21 protein-coding genes, 1 tRNA gene and 1 pseudogene are annotated in these 22,880 nt (G+C 41.5%); 14 read left to right on the top strand and 9 right to left on the bottom strand.

What is annotated here, in order from left to right:
• The first annotated feature begins 8 nt into the window (after window positions 1-8).
• The 5 genes from AB6N04_RS02330 to AB6N04_RS02310 all read left to right on the top strand — a co-directional run bounded on the left by AB6N04_RS02330 (window position 9) and on the right by AB6N04_RS02310 (window position 8,017).
• Window positions 9-2,972, top strand: coding sequence for a TonB-dependent receptor (locus tag AB6N04_RS02330; RefSeq protein ID WP_369310318.1), 2,964 nt, complete (start codon window positions 9-11; stop codon window positions 2,970-2,972).
• 690 nt (window positions 2,973-3,662) lie between these two features.
• Window positions 3,663-4,451, top strand: coding sequence for a DUF3100 domain-containing protein (locus AB6N04_RS02325; protein WP_369310317.1), 789 nt, complete (start codon window positions 3,663-3,665; stop codon window positions 4,449-4,451).
• A 12-nt stretch (window positions 4,452-4,463) separates the two neighbouring features.
• Window positions 4,464-4,940, top strand: coding sequence for a hypothetical protein (locus AB6N04_RS02320; RefSeq protein WP_369310316.1), 477 nt, complete (start codon window positions 4,464-4,466; stop codon window positions 4,938-4,940).
• A 19-nt stretch (window positions 4,941-4,959) separates the two neighbouring features.
• Window positions 4,960-6,285, top strand: coding sequence for an amidohydrolase (locus AB6N04_RS02315; protein ID WP_369310315.1), 1,326 nt, complete (start codon window positions 4,960-4,962; stop codon window positions 6,283-6,285).
• A gap of 553 nt (window positions 6,286-6,838) precedes the next feature.
• Window positions 6,839-8,017 carry a M20 family metallopeptidase gene (locus tag AB6N04_RS02310; RefSeq protein WP_369310314.1) on the top strand — a complete coding sequence of 393 codons (1,179 nt, stop codon included), beginning with the start codon at window positions 6,839-6,841 and terminating at the stop codon, window positions 8,015-8,017.
• Window positions 8,018-8,077: 60 nt separating this feature from the next.
• Here the strand turns inward: AB6N04_RS02310 and AB6N04_RS02305 are convergent, their stop codons facing one another.
• Complete coding sequence (locus AB6N04_RS02305; protein ID WP_369310313.1) at window positions 8,078-9,055, bottom strand: LysR substrate-binding domain-containing protein; 978 nt, start codon at window positions 9,053-9,055, stop codon at window positions 8,078-8,080.
• Window positions 9,056-9,281: 226 nt separating this feature from the next.
• Between AB6N04_RS02305 and focA the strand changes: the two genes are divergently transcribed.
• A complete protein-coding gene (gene focA / locus AB6N04_RS02300) occupies window positions 9,282-10,139 on the top strand; it encodes a formate transporter FocA (RefSeq protein WP_369310312.1) in 858 nt (285 codons plus the stop codon).
• 330 nt (window positions 10,140-10,469) lie between these two features.
• On the opposite strand, the gene AB6N04_RS02295 is transcribed toward focA, so the two are convergent.
• From AB6N04_RS02295 to AB6N04_RS02275, 5 genes are all read right to left on the bottom strand, one after another.
• The gene (locus AB6N04_RS02295; RefSeq protein ID WP_369310311.1) at window positions 10,470-10,787 is read right to left on the bottom strand and encodes an MGMT family protein; all 318 of its coding nucleotides are present in this window, start codon (window positions 10,785-10,787) and stop codon (window positions 10,470-10,472) included.
• Between the two features lie 413 nt (window positions 10,788-11,200).
• Window positions 11,201-11,728, bottom strand: coding sequence for a hypothetical protein (locus tag AB6N04_RS02290; RefSeq protein WP_369310310.1), 528 nt, complete (start codon window positions 11,726-11,728; stop codon window positions 11,201-11,203).
• On the bottom strand, window positions 11,682-11,951 hold the full coding sequence (locus tag AB6N04_RS02285) for a hypothetical protein (RefSeq protein ID WP_369310309.1): 270 nt from the start codon (window positions 11,949-11,951) through the stop codon (window positions 11,682-11,684). Before AB6N04_RS02285 ends, AB6N04_RS02290 begins: the two co-directional genes overlap by 47 nt.
• On the bottom strand, window positions 11,948-12,181 hold the full coding sequence (locus AB6N04_RS02280) for a hypothetical protein (protein ID WP_369310308.1): 234 nt from the start codon (window positions 12,179-12,181) through the stop codon (window positions 11,948-11,950). Before AB6N04_RS02280 ends, AB6N04_RS02285 begins: the two co-directional genes overlap by 4 nt.
• A 322-nt stretch (window positions 12,182-12,503) precedes the next feature.
• The gene (locus AB6N04_RS02275; protein WP_369310307.1) at window positions 12,504-12,893 is read right to left on the bottom strand and encodes a hypothetical protein; all 390 of its coding nucleotides are present in this window, start codon (window positions 12,891-12,893) and stop codon (window positions 12,504-12,506) included.
• A gap of 113 nt (window positions 12,894-13,006) precedes the next feature.
• Between AB6N04_RS02275 and AB6N04_RS02270 the strand changes: the two are divergent.
• Window positions 13,007-13,243, top strand: a pseudogene (locus tag AB6N04_RS02270) (tyrosine-type recombinase/integrase); the annotation flags it as partial.
• Between the two features lie 21 nt (window positions 13,244-13,264).
• Here AB6N04_RS02270 and AB6N04_RS02265 read toward each other — a convergent pair.
• Window positions 13,265-13,341 (bottom strand) — tRNA-Arg (locus tag AB6N04_RS02265).
• 187 nt (window positions 13,342-13,528) lie between these two features.
• Between AB6N04_RS02265 and folD the strand changes: the two genes are divergently transcribed.
• Both folD and ybcJ read left to right on the top strand, forming a co-directional pair.
• A complete protein-coding gene (gene folD, locus AB6N04_RS02260) occupies window positions 13,529-14,386 on the top strand; it encodes a bifunctional methylenetetrahydrofolate dehydrogenase/methenyltetrahydrofolate cyclohydrolase FolD (RefSeq protein ID WP_369310306.1) in 858 nt (285 codons plus the stop codon).
• Between the two features lie 18 nt (window positions 14,387-14,404).
• Window positions 14,405-14,617 (top strand): ribosome-associated protein YbcJ, encoded by a 213-nt coding sequence (gene ybcJ, locus AB6N04_RS02255; RefSeq protein ID WP_369310305.1) that lies wholly within the window; start codon window positions 14,405-14,407, stop codon window positions 14,615-14,617.
• A gap of 749 nt (window positions 14,618-15,366) precedes the next feature.
• Here ybcJ and cysS read toward each other — a convergent pair.
• A complete protein-coding gene (gene cysS / locus AB6N04_RS02250) occupies window positions 15,367-16,755 on the bottom strand; it encodes a cysteine--tRNA ligase (protein ID WP_369310304.1) in 1,389 nt (462 codons plus the stop codon).
• Window positions 16,756-17,023: 268 nt separating this feature from the next.
• On the opposite strand from cysS, the gene ppiB reads away from it, so the two are divergent.
• The 5 genes from ppiB (at window position 17,024) to AB6N04_RS02225 (ending at window position 21,358) form a co-directional block, all read left to right on the top strand.
• Window positions 17,024-17,518 carry a peptidylprolyl isomerase B gene (gene ppiB / locus AB6N04_RS02245; RefSeq protein WP_369310303.1) on the top strand — a complete coding sequence of 165 codons (495 nt, stop codon included), beginning with the start codon at window positions 17,024-17,026 and terminating at the stop codon, window positions 17,516-17,518.
• A gap of 10 nt (window positions 17,519-17,528) precedes the next feature.
• Complete coding sequence (lpxH, locus tag AB6N04_RS02240) at window positions 17,529-18,254, top strand: UDP-2,3-diacylglucosamine diphosphatase (protein WP_369310302.1); 726 nt, start codon at window positions 17,529-17,531, stop codon at window positions 18,252-18,254.
• A gap of 150 nt (window positions 18,255-18,404) precedes the next feature.
• Window positions 18,405-18,920 carry a 5-(carboxyamino)imidazole ribonucleotide mutase gene (gene purE, locus AB6N04_RS02235; RefSeq protein WP_369310301.1) on the top strand — a complete coding sequence of 172 codons (516 nt, stop codon included), beginning with the start codon at window positions 18,405-18,407 and terminating at the stop codon, window positions 18,918-18,920.
• A complete protein-coding gene (gene purK / locus AB6N04_RS02230; protein WP_369310300.1) occupies window positions 18,920-20,002 on the top strand; it encodes a 5-(carboxyamino)imidazole ribonucleotide synthase in 1,083 nt (360 codons plus the stop codon). The genes purE and purK overlap by 1 nt, the downstream gene beginning before the upstream one ends.
• Before the next feature lie 117 nt (window positions 20,003-20,119).
• The gene (locus tag AB6N04_RS02225) at window positions 20,120-21,358 is read left to right on the top strand and encodes a CynX/NimT family MFS transporter (RefSeq protein WP_369310299.1); all 1,239 of its coding nucleotides are present in this window, start codon (window positions 20,120-20,122) and stop codon (window positions 21,356-21,358) included.
• 127 nt (window positions 21,359-21,485) lie between these two features.
• On the opposite strand, the gene AB6N04_RS02220 is transcribed toward AB6N04_RS02225, so the two are convergent.
• On the bottom strand, window positions 21,486-22,868 hold the full coding sequence (locus AB6N04_RS02220; protein WP_369310298.1) for an esterase-like activity of phytase family protein: 1,383 nt from the start codon (window positions 22,866-22,868) through the stop codon (window positions 21,486-21,488).
• Window positions 22,869-22,880: the final 12 nt, after the last annotated feature.

Raw genomic sequence — 22,880 nt, 5'->3', positions numbered from 1 at the left:
AAACTAAAATGTATAAATTCAAATTAAATCCAGTGGCAACAGCAATCATAGCCACACTCGTCTTTCCAGCAACCACCTTTGCAGAACAACAAGAACATCTCGGTACGATCACTGTTGAAGATGCAGCAAAAACGATCAAAGAACGAGATAGACAAGGTTACGATGATCAATATGATGCCAAAGGCGCTAAAGTCTATTTAGGTAAGGATCTCGTTGAGCGTTATAAAGGCACCAGTACGGCTGATGTCTTAAACAGCGCCATAGGTGTATACAGCGGAGATGCTCGTAATAGCGGTGCATTAGACCCCAATGTTCGCGGTATTCAAGGGCAGGAGCGCGTCCCCGTCACTGTCGATGGTACTGAGCAATCTTTAACTGTCTGGCGCGGTTATAGCGGTGCGAATAACCGTAATTATATTGATCCCAATTTGATCAGTAGTATTGAAATTGAAAAAAGCGGTTCTTTAACTGGCGATATAAAAACCTCTATCGGTGGCGGTATCGCAATCCGCACGATTGGTATCGATGATGTGGTCGCACCCGATGAGAAATTTGGTTTTAACTTAAAATTAGAAACCAGTAGCAACTCAACAAGGGAGCGTATCCCGAACTTTGCTTATGGAGACGACTACCGCGATCATCCTGAATTGTATAAAAATAAGAATTTTGTTTACTCCGACCCTGCCGTCAATATCATCCCAAAGTCGCGTGGTAATGCACAGTTTTTTAATTTCAAAGATAATAGTGGGCGGATAACCGTCGGTACAAGACAAGAAAAATTTGATGTTATCGCCGCTTATGCATACCGACGCCAAGGTAACTATTTTGCAGGTAAAAATGGCGCGCACCGCTACAAAGAACCCGTTCAGTTAAATGAGCAACAAACCTTGCAGCAACAACTGGGACCAGACCCTTACCTGCCATTTGCCGCAAATATCTATCGACCAGGTAAAGAGGTTACCAATACATCAAACGAGTTAGAATCATACTTAATTAAAACCAATTTATACCTCACAGAGAACCAAACATTGCACCTTGGTTTTCGACGTAGTGAGAGCACTTACGGTGAAATTATGCCGTCACGTATTAATTTCCAAGAGCTCGAGGGTAAATCGGTTGTTCCTCAGTGGCCTTTAGCTCATTTTACGGTGAATGCCTATAATGCAGAATATGCATGGCAGCCTGATAACAACCCTTGGATTGACCTCAATGCCAACCTCTGGATGACTCAATCTGTTGGCGACACCAATACATCTGGTGGCTACCCTAGAGAGCCGAAAGAACGGGATTGGGGTTTTGAAAATGGCTATGGACCAGGTAGAGACCCTAACATTGATGGCTCATTGATCAATACCGCGGCAACCAACTCGGAAAATGACCGCATTGGCTTTAACTTACGCAATACTATGTCATTAACATCGAACCTCGATTTAACCCTGCATGGTTCAATGCTAAAAGAAAAATTAGACTCCAATGATGTGGTTCCATCACAAACCGCCAGCCCGTTTATTGCCCTTCCTCGCAAAGGGCATCGCCAAGAAACCAGCTTCGCTTTTAACTTTAACTATCGCCCGACAACGTGGTTAGAACTCGATGCAGGTGCAAAATACATTGATGGCTGGACAGAAGATGATTACTTAAAAGAACAAATGCGAAAGCGTGTTAACGGCTTCCAAAACCCCGATCAACGTCTAGCCAGAAATATAAACTATAGTCGGATATTAACCCAGAGCGAGTATGACCAAGCGATCGCTAATGGTTACAAACCCTTTGCAGGCGGCTATCGTAATGACAATATTTTAAAGTCTGTGCTTGGACTCGAAGACGCTGACTATAACGTGTTCATTGCACCGAGAAAAAGTGGTTCCTCGCCTGATGAAAATGGTGTTTTAGATGTTAGCTTCCAAACAAAATGGAAATCAGATAAAGATGGCCGCTATACCACCAAAACCAATCCATTCCACAATGGTACACTTGACTCACAAGCGAGGGCAATTGACCCAGCAACAGGCAAAGAGGTGTATGTCTATAATAACGCCTATGAGCACCCTGCTGATGAAATAAAACGAGAACTGACAGAAGAAGAAAAGTGGAAATTTCCCGGAAAACAAAAAAGCCATGGTTGGGCACCTGCTTTTGGTGCCAATATTTATCTAACCGACAATGACCGCATTTATGCTCGCTATATCGAAACCATTCGTTTACCCAGCATCTTCGAAAATAGCATTGGTTTTGCTGGCCAGAGCGAAGCGCGCAAAGAGAAAATGACCTTTAAGCCAGAACGCGGTAAAACCATAGAATTTGGTTATTCCCGTAATCTACAAGATTTACTTGGTGCTGAACGCTTTGCTGATATCAAAATTGGCTACTACCATACGGTAATTGAAAATGCTTTTGACCGTGATGGAAGACTCAATTTCATTCAAGTAAAAGAACATAAAACCGCAGGTATTGAAGCCCAAACTCGTTACGACAATGGCAATTTCTTTATGGATATTGGCGTAGATTACCGTTTAAAAAATGAAGTTTGTGATGATGCTGAGCCCGCAAAATTAGATATTGCTAACCGATACAATGTCTCTCACTGTACCACCGCGGGTTTCCCTAGCGGATTTTTGCGCACGCAACTTCAGCCAAAGTATGCCATCAATTCGAACCTTGGCATGCGTTTTATGGATGAAACACTGGAGGTTGGTACGCGTTTGCGTTACACCAGCAGCGTACAAAATAAGGATGAAAAAAAACTAATACAACGTTATCCGGGCAGTTATTCAATGGCGAATAATAGCCCTATGCATTGGGCTCCAAATTTTACCGCAGATGCCTATGCAAGTTATCAAATTGATAAACACATGAGTATCGAGTTTTTAGTTACTAACCTCACCGACCGCTACTATATTGATCCATTAACTCGCAGCATGATGCCTGCCCCGGGAAGAACATTCCGATTAGCCCTCAATGCTCAGTTTTAGCACTTAACCACTATCAGCGCTAAATAACCTTAGGGCTGATAGTGCTTTCAGTTGAAAATTTATTCGACTGCTATCCTATTCTTGCTTTCCAATTAACAAATGTTCAATTTTGAGATCTTGATCAAAAACCCCTATCAATGTAGGTACATTTTAATTTATCAAATTTATTTGAGAAAAATGAAGGCGATTACCATTAGATAATTCACCCGAAAACAGCATATTAATTAGATTAAAATAAAAACCAAAGCCCTTAAAGTTTATTACTAATGCTATTTAAAATTCAATTATCCCAATTATATAAATACATTAAAAAGGATTATTTTTTCAGAATGAATAGAAAAATAACAACAAAATCACACAACCTTATGAATTAGTGGTTTTTGACCTAAATTCAGTAAGTAATCAAAAATATTTATGAAACAACATGTTAAAAAATTAAAATTATTTTGTATCTCAATGAAAAACAAATAAATATCATTCATTATTCAATTGAGAATAATTCTCTTTATTTCAATTTATTAATAAATATTAATTTATAGATTTTAACCATGCCTTTTAGGCATGGGTAAGACTTTTTCGGAATATTGTCAGGAAAATAGTTTCATGGATAGTATGAATACGCAAATAATGCTTTTTATTATAAATATATACGAATTACTCTTAAAAACATTTCCAATGAAAGGTAACACTATGGGTATATTAAAAGATAGTAAGTTGCTTTTGGTTAGCTTACTGATCATTCTTCTTTCGGAAGCAATAGGACAAATTAAAATCAGCCTTGTGATGGTTTTTCCAATGCTTTATTCCATGTTGATGGGTGGTATTGTCAGTTTTCCAAAATTCAAAATTCTTAATGAACAAAATATGGCGCGTGCGAGCTCGATTATGAGTGTCGCGTTAGTTATCTTAATTGCAAAATTAAGCACCTCTGTTGGTGCATCTTGGGAAAAAATTATTCAAGCAGGTGGTGCCCTGATCCTTCAGGAAATCGGCCACTTTATCGGAACTATCTTGCTCGGTTTACCGCTGGCCATCATGTTAGGAATGGGACGTGAAGCTGTTGGAGCAACCTATTCTATTGGTCGTGAACCCAATATTGCCATTATTGAAGCTAAATACGGTTTAAGTTCACCAGAAGGCCGCGGCGTTATGGCGATGTATATCTGCGGTACGTTATATGGTGCCGTCTGGATGGGGGTAATTGCCAGTGTTATCGCTGGACTCGATATTATGAGTCCACTTGCGTTAGCCATGGGGGCTGGTGTGGGTAGTGGCTCGATGTTAGCAGCATCAGTTGCACCGTTACTGGAACTTTACCCTCAACATGCGGCGGATATCCAAGCATTTTCATCATCCGCAAACTTGATGTCTTCCGTTTTAGGTCTGTACATCTATATTTTCTTCTCCTTACCTTTTGCCTCTTTCTTGTACAACAAACTGAAAAGAAAACGTGCAACGGCATCAGCAGATACAGAATAAGGACACGAAATCATGAAAAAGATGGCAGAAATTGCAATAATCATCGTATTAGTTATCATCTTTACTTCACTGGGTGATGCACTAGGGGGGTCAATCTATGGCCGCGGTAGCTTTAGTGCAGTCTTTACTGACTCACTGATTGCGATGGCACTTTTAGGGGGTATGTCATTTGTGGCGTACTTAATCGCCCAAATTCCGCCACTAGGTAAGTTACCTGTTATTTTCTGGGTATCTCTAATTGCTGCGGGTCTGTGTTCACCGTTATTCCCTTATGATAAAGAAATGATCGCCATGACAGGCAAAATCTCACTTGCCGTGATTAGTACTACGGTGCTTGCATTCGCCGGTCTTTCACTCGGTAAAGATATCGAAAAATTTAAAGCCATCTCTTGGCGGATTATTCCAGTTTCACTGGCGGTATTCACGGGAACATTCTTATTCGCGGCACTTATTGGTCAAGTGACTCTTTCATGGAGTGGCGTTATCTAATTAGAGGAAAATATTAACCATGACAATGACCAAAGACCAATTGAAAGCTAAAGTTTGTGAAGCAATTGCATCCAATAAAGATGCTATCAAAAAGCTCGCAGACGATATTTGGGCAGAGCCTGAGCTCGGTTACAAAGAAACCAAAACAGCAAAAAAAGTTGAAGCAGCATTCTCAGCTTTAGGTGTTAATTACCGTAACCAACTGGCCTTGACCGGGGTTAAAGCACGCTTGAAAGGCGGTAAAGGGAGTAAGCACAGTATTGCAGTGATTGGCGAGTTAGATGCTATCATTTGTGCAGAGCACCCTGATGCAGACGACCTTACAGGGGCAGCACATTGTTGCGGTCACAATGCCCAAATCGCCAATATGATGGCCGTGACAATTGGTCTGGTTAAGTCAGGTGCAATGGCGTATCTTGCGGGAGACGTGGTTCCCTTCGCGGTTCCCGCAGAGGAGTATGTCGAGCTTGCTTATCGTAATAAATTGATTGAACAAGGGAAAATCAATTATATCGGTGGCAAGCCCGAGCTAATTTCACTTGGGGAATTTGATGATGTGGATATGGCAATGCAAGTCCACTTAACCAGTGTTAAACCTGAGCGTGATATCGGTTTTATCGAGATGTCGACCACCACTAACGGGTTTATTGGTAAGCTAATTAACTACAAAGGTAAATCTTCCCATGCCGCCGCTGCACCACATTTAGGGGTGAATGCACTCAACGCGGCCATGATGGGGATAATGGGGGTCAATGCGATACGCGAAACCTTCCAAGAAAAAGATTATATTCGTTTCCACCCCATCATTACTCAAGGCGGTGATTTAGTTAATGTCACCCCAAGTGATGTACGTATGGAAAGTTATGTCCGCGCGTCAAACGTCCCCGCGATGGTGGATGCCAATGAGCGGATCACTCGCGCATTAGTTGCAGGGGCAATGTCAGTTGGTGCAGAAGTGGAAGTGAAAGATTTACCGGGTTATCTGCCACTTTATAACAATGAGACACTCAATAACTTACTGCAAAACAATGCCCATGATTTAATTGGCGAAGAGAATGTTTGGGTTGCTGAACACATGACAGGCAGCACAGATACTGGCGATCTTTCTCATATCATGCCAGTGAGCCACCCATGGATTGGTGCAATACGTGGTGGATTACATGGTAAAGATTATATGGTATTCGATGAGGATATGGCGTATATCCGCCCGGCTCAAATGATGGCTATGACGATTATCGACCTATTGTTTGATGACGCAGCTGGCGCTGATGAACTCATTAATAATTACAAGCCATTAATGAGCAAAGAAGAATACCTCGCATTTATTAGCTCCTTTAAGAATTAATTTTTATCCCCCTAAATATAATGCTAAAACTTAGGGGGATTTTTTCATTCACAGCCCTTACTTCTCTTTTATTTTTATTTACCATCGCTGTTTTGAATATATTAAACTTGACTATCCATTCTTTATTTAGAAAACAAATCAACTTATTCTAAATTACCTTTCAAAATATCTCACCCTTATGTCAAATTATCAAAAAAGATAAATTAAAATTATCTTAAAAATTCAATAACCCATAAATATCTGATAGATAAATTAATTACTCTATTAATCCTCTTTTTATTTATTACCATCCCTATTATTCATGAACCATGCAATACTGATATGATATAAATACGATCCTCATCACGCATACTTTATTAATATAAACGTTAAAATCTAGCTAACCAATAATAATCAACAATGACCACTAACAGATATTGTCTGAGAGTCGGCTTATTTTGAATAATAAAATGCAGTTATGTTACGTCAGTGCGATATCAACAATTGAGCGCGCTTACATCAGGGGCCCTTTTATCAGCATGAAAATTGCTTTCTGTATACGGGAAATAATGTAATGACCAATAAGTACAATATTAGCGAAAAACTCTTTGCGCTTGAGGCATTTAGCAAAAAAACGCGCCAAGACTTACATAAAATCCCTGAGTTATCAGGTCAGGAATTCAAAACGTCGCAATACTGCCGCGAGCTAATGCAAAGTTTTGGCTATAACATTCGTCTTTTTGAAGGTTATACAGGCTTTACCGCAGATCTCATTATTGATCCCGCTAAGCGCTTAATTGCTTATCGTACCGATATTGATGGCCTTGAAATGCCAGATTTAACCTGCAACGAATACAGCTCAGTGCATGAAGGTTGTGCCCATAACTGTGGTCACGATACGCATATGACTATCGCCCTAACCGCCGCAAAATACCTCAGTGAAAATCGTGATGAGCTAACCCATAACGTCCGCTTTATCTTCCAAATGGCAGAAGAGGATATGCGTGTTCCAGGTGCCAACAAAATGGTCGAAATGGGCTGTATGGAAGGCGTTGATGAAGTTTATGGTTTACATAATGATGCCGCATTTGAAACTGGCTATATCAAATTTAATTCCGGCGTGATGTCCTCGTATGGTTCCGCTTGGACATTGGATGTACATGGCATCTCCGCCCATGGCTCAACACCGCATAAAGGGTTAGATGCTATCCGCGAAGCAACACGCATTATCGATTATATGGATTACATCGTGGCGAAAAAAACCGATCCTTTCAGCCCCGCGGTATTTGGCTGCGGTATGATCAACGGTGGAACCATTCCAAATGCACTAGCAGATCACGTTCAAGCTCGTGGCACTATTCGTTCAATGGACGAAGAAACTGACAAAATTTTAAAAGCGAGCTTTAAAGAAATTGTTGAGCGTAGTGAAGCAGGCGGATTTAAAACCACATTAGAATGTAGTGGATACCCCGCTGTCGTTAACCATCCACAAGCCGCTAAAGTGATTTATGATGCAGCAGCGGCATTCTTACCTGTTGAAAATATTGAGCCAAATGGCAAACCGATGACAGGAAGCGAAGACTTCAGTTTTATGATCAATGCCACCAAAGACAAACTTGGGGCTATGTACTTTTTAGGTAGTGGCAGCCAAGAAAAAGGCATTAATAACTACCTGCACGCCAACCCGTATTTTGTCGACGATGACTGCCTATTAATTGGCGCTCAAATTTTTATTAATATCGCGACACGCTAAAAATAAAATAAGACACACAGCACTCTAAAGCCGAATAATAGACATTATTCGGCTTTTTTCTTATAGTTCAGGTAGTGAACGGTATAGCTGATCCCGCTGGTTTTTATCCGTTGGAACCCATTGTGCGGATTGGTGAATGTAATTTAAATCAAGATGAGGAGCATAGCTGGAAATAAAGTCATACATATAGTCTTTAAGGTGCATATGTCGACTAATACAAACGTGGGTATAACTGGGCTTCACCAAATTACTGATATCAATGCAGCGCAATGTTTCACTGTCTTCTTCTGGATCAAAGGCCACTGTCGAAATGATGCCAATCCCTGCCCCGCGCTTCACATAATATTTAATAATTTCCGTATCGACTGCCGTTAGCACCACATTTGGTGTTAACTTGTTTTGATAAAACACTTGGTCAAGTTTTGATTGCCCAGTAAAACCAAATACATAGGTAATTAGCGGATACTGAGCAAGTTGTTCTACCGTTAATTTATCACACTGCGCGAGTGGGTGGTCATGAGGAACAATAACGCTACGTGACCATTGATAACAAGGTAATGCTAACAAATCATCATACAGATGCATTGATTCTGTCGCGATAGCAAAATCCACATCACCATTGTTCACCATTTCCGCTAATTGGGCTGGCGCACCTTGATGAAAATGGAGAGAAATATTCGGGTAACGCGCATTAAATCGTTCAATCACTTTTGGCAATTTATAACGGATCTGTGTGTGTGTTGTGGCAATATGCAGGTTTTGTTTAATGGACGTATCTTCGTGAGAGACGATATTTTTGATTTTATCAAACTGCGCCAAAATATCGCAAGCAACTTGGTGAACTTGTTCTCCAATCGGACTTAATGATAGTAAGTTATTATTTTTCCGATTAAATAACGAAACATTCAGCTCATCTTCCAATAGTTTAAGCTGCTTACTCACCGTAGGTTGCGAGGTATACATTTTTTCAGCGGCATTCGTGATATTAAAGTCACTTCTTACCACCTCAACAAAACTTTTTAGCTGACTAATGTTCATTGCTGATTTATCCAGTTTAAATGGATCAAAATAAGAATCAAAAGAGGTAATTTTTATACAACATGCAAGGGGCTATGCACAACAATTGTATCACAAAAAGACAAGCTCACTAAATTAACGGCTATTCATGATCCCTTTCTAAGGATAAAACTGAGTCAACCTTGGCATAGGTTATGCATTTATTTTGCAATGACCTCTATTTATAGCACTATCCAAGGAGCTTCTCATGAAAGACAATAATATCTTTGATTTACGTCTCCCTGCAGAAATGGCTAAAGTTGCGGAGCAAGCAGGCCTGTATAAAGTCAGCAAAAAAAAGGAAATTAGCTTTTTTTTGGCGATTATGGCTGGTATTTTCATTTCTATCGCATTTACATTCTATATTACGGTCACCACAGGCGCTGTTCCCGCCAACTCTCTTACTAAATTAGCGGGAGGGCTCTGCTTCTCATTAGGGTTGATTTTAGTGGTGGTTTGCGGCGCGGATCTTTTTACTTCGACAGTACTCACCGTCATGGCTAAAGCCAGTAACTTAATCACTTATAAGCAATTGATTAATAATTGGATACTGGTTTACCTCGGCAATTTTGTTGGCGCAATTTTCTTTGTTTGCCTTATTTGGTTTTCCGGTCAGCTAATGAACAGCAATGGTTTGTGGGGATTAAATGTTTTGCAAACGGCAGATCATAAAATGCACCATACCTTTATTGAAGCCGTTTGCCTTGGTACATTATGTAATTTAATGGTGTGTCTCGCCGTTTGGTTAAGTTACTCTGGTCACTCTTTGACCGACAAAATTGTCGCTTTGACACTACCGATCGGCATGTTTGTCGCCAGTGGCTTCGAACACAGCATCGCCAATATGTTTCTTATTCCTCTGGCTATCGTTATTCGTAATTTTGCACCCGACTCATTTTGGGATGCCATTCACAGTTCTGCAGATAACTTCCCTGCCTTAACTGTCAGCAATTTTATTACTGACAACCTGATCCCTGTTACCATTGGCAATATCATTGGCGGCGGCGTATTAGTGGGCATTACTTACTGGTGGATCTACTTAAAAAATCAAAAAAATGAGCATTAAGTATTTTTTGCTATCTCTTTTAAATCCCTTAGTGCTTATTACCACTGGCCGGCCTTTTAAGCCAGTGGTAAGTCGGGTTCACTTTGATACACTTCCCGCAAGCATCCCTAACTTAATTTCATTCAAGACTATACTCAGCAATTCTAATTTTAATTGCCTATCACGCATTTATTTTCTAACTCCCAACAAAAAAGCCGTGTCAGTGGGTGGTTGTCGCGTTGTGATATTTCAATAATAGCCCTGATTTTGTCACAGGTTACATCAATGACTTTATGATTAAGAATGGGATGATTGCCCCTGTCTTTGAGGACATTGAAGCAGATCTTAAGGCTAATCAGCGCCTTCCCACAAATACTGTTTGAGCTTTATCTTATCGTTTGAGTCAAAAACAATACCTTCACTAATCAGCGCTTTTTTATGCCGAACATAACTCTCACCTTTAACAGACAATTTTCCTTGCCCATTAATCACGCGATGACAAGGTAGTGAGCTGTCTGCTGGAATGGTTCGTATCACTTGGCACACTTGGCGCACATAAGTGGAATAACCTGCCATCTTAGCTAGTGTGCCATAAGTGACAACCCGACCTTGAGGAATACTGCCTATTAGGTGATAAATAATGTCTTGAAAGCTTGGCGCGTCATTCATCGTATATACTCTGGATTCAATAGGTTATCTAAAAACTTAATGACACTAATCAGTACCGATAAGCCCTTTAATATCGACAGATAGACTATCATACGCGGAAAACAAAGGTGAGCAATGTCCTAAAACACCCCATTTTTATTGCGTTGGCATCCTTCACCGACCGGTACCCCATCTCCTGCTACAAAATGCTACGAGTAGCATTGATATCGGTGTTCTCACTATATCCGCATTCAATACACACAAATTGACTTTATGACTGGCGATTTTCTTTTGTTGTATGACCGCTATCACTAACGGGTAGATGTGGGCCCCTTAGTAACACTAAAAAATAGTGTTAAACAAAAAATTGTCTCTTTCATCTTCCCATCTCATCAGTTAGTTTCAGTCAGGTTAGCCCAGAAAGAGTGCAAATTCTATTCGTTATCTAGTTTGTAAGTTGTGTATCCAATTGCGCCAGCAAAAGGCATTTTTATTACTGCAAATTCAACGGAGCCATAGCTTGTTTTAATCGTTTTCTTCATGCCTTTATTTTCAAAATCACGGCAGGATTTTGAAAATTCAGCTAATGGCGTAGTATCTATACCCAGAGTTGATAAGTAGTTAATTTCTTTAAGTATATTACCGCAATCACTCTTTTTAAAATCATTCACAGGAAATGAATTTACAACGGATATTAGCCTGTTATTTTTAAAGCCTAGCATGACGGTGCTAGTCCATGGCATAAAAGGCTCTTGTCCCTCTAAAATAAAGTCTATCTCACATGCCTTATACCCACGCAGGCTTTTGCATTTGGTTAAATCAATATTCCCAACACTATCAATGTGTTCAAAGCTTTGTCCCCATTCCAGACCAAATGGAGCTTTAGCATCACTGTTTGGCTCTGCTGCATATCCATTAAAACAAGCTAGCGTTAATAACCCCGCAATAAGTCCCTTTTTCATACATCACCATATTTAAGTTAAGTGCGCAAATACTAGGATATATGCAGATTTCAGGCAATAAAAAACCCACCCGAGTAGGTTGTTCGCCTTTCTTTTCTTTAAAGTAATAACCTATGCTGAAGCCTAACGATGTGCCGAGGGCGCTTATAATAATTGATAAAACTTTATCTAGTTCAAGCAAAGAAACCTTACTTGCTGCCTCGGCCATTCCTTTTTCACTCAATGACTCCATCCATAAAACCGCACAATAGTTATAAAAAAGAACGAAGATACAGCCACCAGCAATTGAAAGACAAAACCTCGGATAAAATATGTCGTTAGCTTCCCTCTGGCTTCATTATCTGTTCTAGACATTTCTTTTTGCTGATCTGCATCCATCTCAGCAAAGTTTGATTCCTTTACGTGAATCAAACTATCAACCCCGTCAAGAGCTTTATTAACAGAATCAGTCATGCACCATCCCTCAACTATTGCCGATTTTCTTCAATGCTTGTCCATAATCTTTTAGTAATGAATCAACATATTCATTAGAGTGAACAGTTGCCTCCATAACTTTCTCCAATAACTAACGGTGAATATCTTCTCGCGGGTTGCCAAAATCACACAACTGAAGATTGGCGTAAATTTACTAAGTGTGAGATAGAGGAAATGGGTGGCAATGCAATGCTTAAATTCTCCCCTCGCCTATTAGATATAGCGGATCTTTACTTAGGCAAAGGTGATCGCCCGCTATGGCTAAATGAGCCTGCTAACACGGATGAATAGTTTGAGTTGATTAATAGATAGGAGATAGAGACTTAACGCAAGACATTAATGAGTCAGTTGATTCTTTGATTTCTGAAGAGGTTATAGGTATGACTAATACCCGCCTAACTCTTTGACCGATGGTTAATTTAAATTTTTTATTAAATATACTCATAACAGAATCTTCCTTATAGTTGTTTTTCGCATACTCATAAAGATTGTATTCTTTTTTTAAAAAAATAGTTAAAAACGTATCGCCACTATCAGCATCATTTATTTCTACCCGTCCAATCCCCTTGCAATGCAAGGTATAAGTAGATTCATTCGATTCAAACTTTAAACAAACATCATCAGGCTTGCACTGATTAGCAGCAATTGCCGATGTTGAGAATAAGAGAGCGGCAACAGTAATTAATTTCATAATCACAAATCCATTTATTTAAGTTAAGCGAAGTATAACAGTATTTTAGTTAATAACGGAGGAAGTATGTCAATAACACTGAAAGTATATAAAGACTCGCCAGAGCATAAAGAATAGAAAACTTCCGCTTTCATGATTTGCGGCATACATGGGCGAGTTGGTTAATTCAGTCTGGCGTCCCGCTTTCAGTTTTACAAGAAATGGGCGGCTGGGAGTCGGTTGATATGGTGAGAAGATATGCTCACTTAGCACCTAATCATTTAACCGAACACGCAAAGCAAATAGACACTATTTTCGGTACTTGCGTCCCAAATACGTCCCAGTTAGCAAAAGTGGAGAATTTTAAATGATGGTAAGTGATTGAAAATTAATGGTACGCCCTACAGGATTCGAACCTGTGACCTACGGCTTAGAAGGCCGTTGCTCTATCCAACTGAGCTAAGGGCGCATGGTTAATGCGGGTAGCCTATCTGGCTGATGGCGTTGAATTATACGGTTGCTGAGCGCCGAGTCAATGGCTTTTCGCTACTAAAATAACGATATGCTCATTTTATGTAACAGTTTGAACTGACAATAGCGTTAACTTCTGACAAAATAGAGCCATCAACGTGCCTCATATATGGATTAAGTTATAGATGTTAGCAAAAATTATTGATGGGAAAACGATTGCGCAGACAATTAGGCAGGAAGTTGCCCAAAAAGTACAATTACGTTTAGCACAAGGAAAACGCGCTCCGGGTCTCGCTGTCATTTTAGTCGGTGCGAACCCCGCTTCACAAATTTACGTTGGCAGCAAACGCCGTGCTTGTGAAGAAGTCGGTTTTATCTCACGCTCTTATGATTTACCCGATACCACCACAGAAGCTGAACTTCTGAAACTGATTGACGATTTAAACCAAGACACTGAAATTGATGGCATTTTAGTCCAACTCCCTTTACCCGCTGGTATCGATAACGTCAAAGTGATTGAGCGCATTCAACCCGATAAAGACGTTGATGGCTTCCATCCTTATAACGTAGGTCGTTTATGCCAGCGCGCACCGCGTTTACGCCCTTGTACACCACGTGGGATTGTCACCCTGCTTGAGCGCTATAATATTAATACTTATGGTCTTAATGCTGTGATTATTGGCGCATCGAATATTGTCGGGCGTCCAATGAGCCTTGAATTATTATTAGCAGGTTGCACAACAACCGTCACTCATCGCTTTACCAAAGACTTAGAGCAACATGTACGCAATGCTGACCTACTGGTTGTGGCAGTCGGCAAACCGAATTTTATTCCAGGAGAGTGGATTAAACCCGGTGCCATCGTCGTTGATGTAGGCATTAACCGCTTAGAAAACGGCAAAGTGACAGGGGATGTAGACTTTGATGAAGCCTCAAAACGTGCAGCGTGGATCACGCCTGTGCCGGGTGGTGTTGGCCCAATGACGGTGGCGACACTGATCCAAAACACGCTGCAAGCGTGCGAAGAGTATCACGATATTTAATGTATTTTGGAGTGGTTAATGGAAATTTTCTATCTTGAAGGGCACCCACACGTTGAACTGTGCGATTTGCTCAAGATCCAAGGCTGGGCTGAAAGTGGCGCAATGGCAAAAGCCATGATCGCTGAAGGGCTAGTGCAGGTTGACGGCGTAGTAGAAACCCGTAAACGCTGTAAAATTTTGGCGGGTAAAGTTGTCTCTATGGGCGACGAACAAGTCAAAGTTGCAGAGTAAGATTTTGGGTAAATAGGTTAGACTATTTACCCATCTTTCCGTCAAGGAAAGGTATCCTTAGGAGCATACACAAGTATGTGACTAAGGTAACTGAGCGCAGACAACAACGCTGTGGTTTGAAATATGAACAATGACAAATAAAAACGACCAAGTTTGTATCCATCCATACCTAGCCGTTTAATTTTAATTTCTAAGTTCTAAGTTCTAGCGGTACGCTAAAGAGTTCAAATTACAGCTAGGTGTCAAGGGAAGGTATCCTTAGGAGCATACACAAGTATGTGACTAAGGTAACTGAGCGCAGACAACAACGCTGTGGTTTGAAATATGAACAATGACAAATAAAAACGGCCAAGTTTGTATCCATCAATACCTAGCCGTTTAATTTTAAGTTCAAAGTTCTAAGTTCTAGCGGTACGCTAAATAGTTCAAATTACAGCTAGGCGTCAAGGGAAGGTATCCTTAGGAGCATACACAAGTATGTGACTAAGGTAACTGAGCGCAGACAACAACGCTGTGGTTTGAAATATGAACAATGACAAATAAAAACGGCCAAGTTTGTATCCATCAATACCTAGCCGTTTAATTTTAAGTTCAAAGTTCTAAGTTCTAGCGGTACGCTAAATAGTTCAAATTACAGCTAGGCGTCAAGGGAAGGTATCCTTAGGAGCATACACAAGTATGTGACTAAGGTAACTGAGCGCAGACAACAACGCTGTGGTTTGAAATATGACGCGTAGGCGCGTATTTATTTACTTACGACGCCATGTAGTACCTGCCGATGAATCTTCCAATACAACCCCCATCGCCGTCAACGCATCACGCGCTTGATCTGCCAGCGCCCAGTCTTTGCTTTGGCGCGCATCATTACGTTGCTTAATTAATGCTTCAATTTTTGCCACTTCTGCGTCATCTTCACGTTGAGCGCCGCCTTTTAAGAAACTTTCCGGCTCTTGTTCTAGTAAGCCGAGCACGCCCGCCAACTCACGGAGTTCTGCTGCCATACCATTAGCTGCTGCCATATCTTCCGCTTTTAGACGGTTGACTTCACGCACCATATCAAATAACACAGAATAGGCTTCAGGTGTATTAAAGTCATCGTTCATGGCTTCAATAAATCGTGCTTTAAAAGCTTCTCCGCCCGCAGGTTTAGCTGACTGATCTGTACCACGTAATGCCGTGTACATACGTTCTAATGCGCTACGAGCTTGCTTTAGGTTTTCTTCGGTGTAGTTCAGTTGACTACGGTAATGGCCCGACAATAGGAAATAACGTACAGTTTCAGCATCGTAATATTCCAATACATCACGGATGGTAAAAAAGTTATTGAGAGACTTAGACATTTTCTCTCTGTCCACCATAACCATACCAGAATGCATCCAATAATTAACATATGGACCATCATGAGCACAGGTAGATTGTGCAATCTCATTTTCATGGTGTGGGAACATTAAATCCGAACCGCCCCCATGAATATCAAAATGATTGCCTAATGTTTTACTGTTCATTGCCGAACACTCAATGTGCCAGCCAGGACGACCTAAGCCCCATGGAGACTGCCAACTTGGTTCTCCCTCTTTGGACATTTTCCACAGCACGAAATCCATTGGATTGCGTTTCACATCTGCCACTTCGACACGAGCACCCGCTTGCAACTGTTCTAAATCTTGGCGCGACAACAAACCATAATTGGGATCCGTTTTAACCTCAAACATCACATCGCCGTTATCAGCAATATAAGCATGACCTCGTTTAATGAGGCTCTGAGTCAGCTCAATAATTTCATCGATATGGTGCGTTGCACGTGGTTCGCTATCAGGACGTAAAATATTCAGTGCATCAAAATCTTTGTGCATTTCTGCAAGCATACGTGTAGTGAGTTCTTCAACACTTTCATTATTTTCTGCGGCACGTTTAATGATTTTATCATCAATATCCGTCACATTACGCACATAATTCAAATCATAGCCTAAATAACGCAAATAGCGGCTGATTGCATCAAATGCCACAAATGTACGGCCATGGCCGATATGACACAAGTCGTAGATAGTGATGCCACACACATACATCCCAATCTTTCCTGCGTGGATGGGCTTAAACTCTTCTTTTTGACGACTTAGTGTATTAAAAATTTGTAGCATCTGGACTTTTCCATGTAAGTGAAAAATGATTATCGATTTCTATGGGTAAAATACCATGTTATTGAACCCCGATCACCTTAAGAATGCAAGGGTTTACCCTGCCTTTCCTTTTTAAATTCAACCGGTATTTCACACACACCTATTATGCTATAAACCGCAGACAAAACGCACTGTCACTTCAAGTCAGGTTTTATCTGTGATATAAACGTGCAGATCTCAACGCTTTCGCAAGATAGCGCACAAAAAACAATTATTCAGGATAGCTATTATGGTTACATTTCATACCAATCACGGCGACATTGTTATCAAAACATTTGACGATAAAGCGCCAGTCACTGTCGAAAACTTTTTAACATACTGCCGTGAAGGTTTTTACAATAATACCATTTTCCACCGTGTTATTAACGGTTTCATGATCCAAGGCGGTGGTTTTGAGCCGGGCATGGAACAAAAAAACACGAAAGCGCCTATTAAAAACGAAGCAAACAACGGTGTAAAAAACACCCGTGGTACGCTGGCAATGGCTCGTACTAACGATCCGCACTCTGCTACTGCACAATTCTTTATCAACGTTGTTGACAATGACTTCTTAAACTTCCGTTCAGAGCGCCCAGACGGCTGGGGTTACTGTGTATTTGCTGAAGTGGTTGAAGGTATGGACGTGGTTGATAAAATTAAAGGCGTTCCAACTGGTCGTAGCGGTTTCCACCAAGACGTTCCTCGTGAAGATGTTGTGATCGAAAAAGTGACTGTCAGCGAGTAATCCTGATCTTATGTCCACTTACATCATTGCAGATCTGCATTTGAGTGAAGATGAACCGGCGATCACCGCCGGTTTTATCAATTTTATTCAACAACAAGCTATTCACGCAGACAGCCTGTATATTCTCGGTGATTTCTTCAATTACTGGGTGGGCGATGACGATGATAATCCCCTTCATCAACGTGTTGCCAATGTATTGAAACAGCTCACAGAAAAGGGCATTCCTTGCTATTTTATTCATGGTAACCGTGATTTTTTAATTGGCAAACACTATGCCAAGCAATGTGGCATGACGATTTTACCGCAAGAAACTGTTCTCGATATTTATGATAAGCGCATTTTGATTCTACACGGTGATACTCTATGCACCGACGACATGGCCTATCAAAACTACCGTAAAAAAGTCCATACCCCTTGGATCCAACGCCTATTTCTCACACTTCCTCTCTTTATTCGCCGTCGGATAGCGCAAAAAATGCGTAAAAATAGCCAGTATGCCAGTAGCATGAAAGCCGAATCCATTATGGATGTTAATCCGCAAGCGGTGGTTAATGCATTAAAAAAATATCAAGCGCAATGGATGATCCATGGTCATACCCACCGCCCTGCCATTCACGAAATCAACATTGGTGGTAAAGTGCATTTTCGTGGCGTATTGGGTGCATGGCACCATGAAGGTTCCGCCTTTGTTATCAATGAACAAGGTATCGAGTTAATTTTTTTCCCTTTCGAATAACAGTGACGTAAGTTGTTGGTTGTTAGCATGTCTGTTTGCTTACTAATTAATCACGCAAACGTTTTCCTTGCTGCTTTGTCGTGATATGATCGGCACAATTCAATTCTCCACCTTCGGGTGACGTTTTTTTTCAATACAGGAAAGCACTCAATGACTGCCCAAGCTTCTGCTCAATCTGCGGCAAAAATCGCCATTGTTATGGGTTCAAAAAGTGATTGGACGACCATGCAGCACGCTGCTGATGTATTAACCGAGCTCCAGATCCCTTTTCACGTCGAAATTGTCTCTGCACACCGTACACCTGATAAACTGTTTTCTTTTGCAGAAACCGCCAAAGAAAGAGGCTTTGATGTGATTATTGCAGGAGCAGGTGGGGCTGCTCACCTACCGGGTATGCTCGCCGCTAAAACATTAGTGCCTGTTTTTGGTGTTCCTGTACAAAGCGCCGCACTCAGTGGGGTTGATAGTTTATATTCTATCGTCCAGATGCCAAAAGGGATCCCTGTCGGCACACTTGCTATTGGCAAAGCGGGGGCGGCGAATGCGGCATTGTTAGCTGCACAAGTATTAGCCATCAGCGACTCAAACATTTTTAACCGTTTATCCATATGGCGCGAAGCACAAACCAATGATGTACTTAATAACCCAGACCCGAGGGATGCATAATGAAACCCGTTTGCGTACTGGGTAATGGCCAACTTGGCCGTATGCTGCGCCAAGCAGGGGAACCTTTAGGTATCGCTGTGTTCCCTGTCGGACTGGACGCAGAGCCTGAAGCCGTTCCTTATCAGCAAAGTGTTATTACTGCTGAAATCGAGCGCTGGCCTGAAACACCATTAACCAAAGAATTAGCCCGCCACAATGCGTTTATCAACCGAGATATTTTCCCGCGTTTAGCTGACCGATTTCCACAAAAAAGCCTATTTGATAGCTTAAACTTAGCAACTGCCCCGTGGGCTCGACTCGACTCCCCTGATCAGTGGCCCGAATTGTTTGCTAAGTTTGGTGATTTTTTGATCGTCAAACGCAGAATTGGCGGCTATGACGGGCGTGGGCAATGGCGTGTACGCCCGGGTGATGAAATCAATCTGCCTGCTGAAATCTATGGTGAATGCATTGTTGAGCAAGGGATCCCTTTTGATGGCGAAGTGTCCGTTATTGGTGCACGTAATGCTGCGGGGGACTCGGTTTTTTACCCGATTACGCACAACCTACACCAAGAGGGGATTTTGCGCACTAGCGTTGCTTTTCCAAAGTCCACCAATCCTCAACAAGCACAAGCCCAAGCTATGTTAAGCGCAGTCATGGATCAGCTCGGTTATATTGGTGTTATGGCGATGGAGTGTTTTGTTGTAGGCAATAAACTGCTGATCAATGAAATTGCACCGCGTGTGCATAATAGCGGACACTGGACACAAAATGGTGCCTCAATTAGTCAATTTGAATTGCATCTGCGTGCCATTTTGGATCTACCAATGCCATCTCCAGAAGTAGACAGCCCTGCGGTCATGGTGAATCTAATTGGTACTGATGTGAATATTGATTGGCTCAGTTTGCCACTGGTTCATCTGCATTGGTATGAAAAAGAAGTGCGCCCAGCCCGTAAAGTGGGTCATTTAAATCTCTCCCACCGTGATTGTAACTTGTTAAGCAACACGCTTAGCGCATTAATACCGCTTTTACCAAATGAGTACAAAAGTGGCATTGAGTGGGCAAATGCAAAATTAGACTGGTACTCTCATCAATAAATAGAGAAAATAGCCATTAATCGATGCCCGAACTTATTTTCGGGCATTTTGCTATTTTCGCCGTCATCTAGATGATAACTCTCCTGACTAAAGGTGTGCGGCATTACTGGAGTTACTATGTCCTCGCAGCATTTTAGTCCGTTTTATCAGTGGTGTATTTTAATTCTCTTAGGATTAGTCTATTTTTTAGCCACCGCCACAACCTTCACCTCTTTAGGCGTGGTTTTACCAGAAATGATCAGCGAGCTGAAGTGGAGCTGGAGTGAAGCAGGGTTCGGTTTTACCTTATTAGGTTTAACCTGCGGCTTAGCCAGTTTTCTTCCTTCACTGTTAATCCGTAAAGTTGGCGTACGAACTACATTATTGTTGGGTACCTTGGTGTTTATTGCGGGGTTCTATAACCTATATTCCACCAACGCCATTAGCACCTATTTCCTCGGTACAGCGTTAATTGGTATCGGTTTTACCTTACTAGCTACAGTACCAGGCACTTACGTGCTTTCTCGCTTATTTGAAAAACAATCTCTCGCCTTTGGTTTGTATTTCACCATTGGTGGGCTCGGCGGGGTTGCTGGTCCCTGGATTTATTTCTACGCATCTAACCAATTAGGGTCGTGGCGTATGCACTGGGTACTGTGCGCAGTTTATCTGAGCATTATTACGTTAATCACCATTTTTATGTTACGTGAAGGCAAGCAAGAGCAAGAGCACGCCAAAAAAGTAATGCAAAAGCAGATCAGTGATGCAAGTAAACCGATTTACCGCACCGCTGAGGTGTGGACAGTTGGTCGGGCTCTGCGAACATGGCAATTTTATTTAATTGCTGCAACTTATACGTCGTTCTTATGGTGTGGGATCACAGTGAATAGCTTTGCTGTTGCCCATATTGAAGAGCGTGGCTTTGGTATGACAGTCGCAGTTTCATTACTAAGCACAATGGCTTTTGTTAATGCATTTTCACGATTTATTGGTGGGGCCGCAGGGGAATGGCTGGAACCGAAAAAACTGCTGATTGGCAGCTTAATTATCATGGTACTTGGAGTGATCTTCCTCAGTATCGCAACGTCATGGGTTTGGTTGATTTTGTTTGTTTTGTGCGTAGGGGTCGGTTACGGCATGACGTTTTTGGCATCCAGTGTTTTGTTGTCAAACTACTTTGGTCGTGGTCCATATTTAGAGTTATTTTCTGTCGTTAATTTAATTTCAACTATTGCTTGCTTAGCACCATTTATTGCCGGGGGGATCAAAGACTACACAGGTAGCTTTACCCCTGCATTTTTGATTATTGCTACCCCTGTTGTGGTGATCCTTGGTTTAACCTTAATGATGAAACCACCTGCCTTAAACAATCAATAAAAAATCCCGAGTGCTGGCTCGGGAAAGCTAAAAACCAAGGGAAAATAATCATAAAACCAGATATTGGATCACAACATGCGTTTCATATTGTGCCACCACAAGGGGCATTCGGGTGGCACAAAGTCAATCAAGGCTTTAACAATTCAGGCACTTTCAACAAAATAAATTCATTATCATCAGCTTGGTTCGGCTCGCGGCTCGATGAGAATGGAAAGTTATTATCGTTCCCCACGATAATATGTTCATCATCAACCACATCCACATTTTCAATTGTGAAGAATGGGAAGGTAAACACCCCCTCATTCAGTGCCTTCCTTGCTTGATTATTCGGGTCTTTAATATTCATCAAATCAATATAGGCTTGTTTATCAACCATCCCACCAACATTTTTATCTGAAAATTCAATGCGATAAACGCGTTTAAACTTCGCAAGATGACTAAAGCAATTTTCGGTATTTGTGCTGCCCACAGCACAGGCTTTGTCTGAAGTCCCTTCCCCGTTGTCACGCTCAATAATGAGCCCGTGAGTATCATCAATTAAATTAAAATCACCAATCGCATTCTGGTTATCTTCAAAAAGATATAACCAGCTTCTACCCGTCCAATCTTGCTTTTTCACATCAAATTCAAGAATGCGAGCAGCACGTTTGCCATCCACATTTTCATAATCTTGTATTTCATCGCGCCAAATTGCCCCTTCAAGCATCGGGTACAGTTTTGAACCATCTGGTGAGGAAGCCATCCCTTCAAACCCTTTTGAACGATTGACTTGGAAAGCCACTTTATCTGTTGGTTTACCCGGCGTGGTGACTTGGTAATGGTCTGGAGAAACCACTTTTTTAGCTTCTACTTGCGTTTCAAACAGGGCTAACACTTTGCCATCCAAATCCATTTTTATCAGGTATGGGCCAAATTCATCCCCTACCCATAGTGCCCCATCAGCAAACTGAAAACTCTCTGGGTCGAAATCACTGCCCGTTAAATAACGTTCCTTAGTGCTCTCATTAATAATGTGAAAAGGAATGACTTTGTCAGGATCATGGAAGAAAACCGTTTTCAGTGGCGTGGCTTTACCTGATTTAAAATCAATATCGTATTGCGTCACATACAACATGGAGTCTGGTGAATTCACTTTATTACCAAACCCGTTATCCGTTAATACCCAGTAGGTACCATCCGCCATACGTTTAATCCCTGAATGGCCTTGCAACGGCTGCCCTTTAATTGGGATGGATTTCCCTGTTGGGCGATCTGCCGATTTTCCTTCTACTTTGCCGAGGGTCTCGACACGTGTGCCAGTGGTGAATTTCCCACTCACTTGCAGATCTGAAGGGGCATTTTGCGGCGCAGGAACAGTGGAATCAACAGGCAAAATAGCATGCCCCGCCAGTATGGCTGGCACCTCTTGTTGAGCAAACCCTGAGAGACTAAATGAAATTAAACTTGCCAGTATAGAAAAGGAACCTAACTTCCATTGAATTGAGCGTTTAATCGTGTTGTTATGCTGCATGGTTATGTTTCC

The organism is Providencia rettgeri, assembly GCF_041075285.1.
Taxonomy (GTDB): domain Bacteria; phylum Pseudomonadota; class Gammaproteobacteria; order Enterobacterales; family Enterobacteriaceae; genus Providencia; species Providencia rettgeri_G.
Note: the sequence above shows the minus strand (reverse complement) of the source record. Positions and strands in the feature narration are given on the sequence as shown.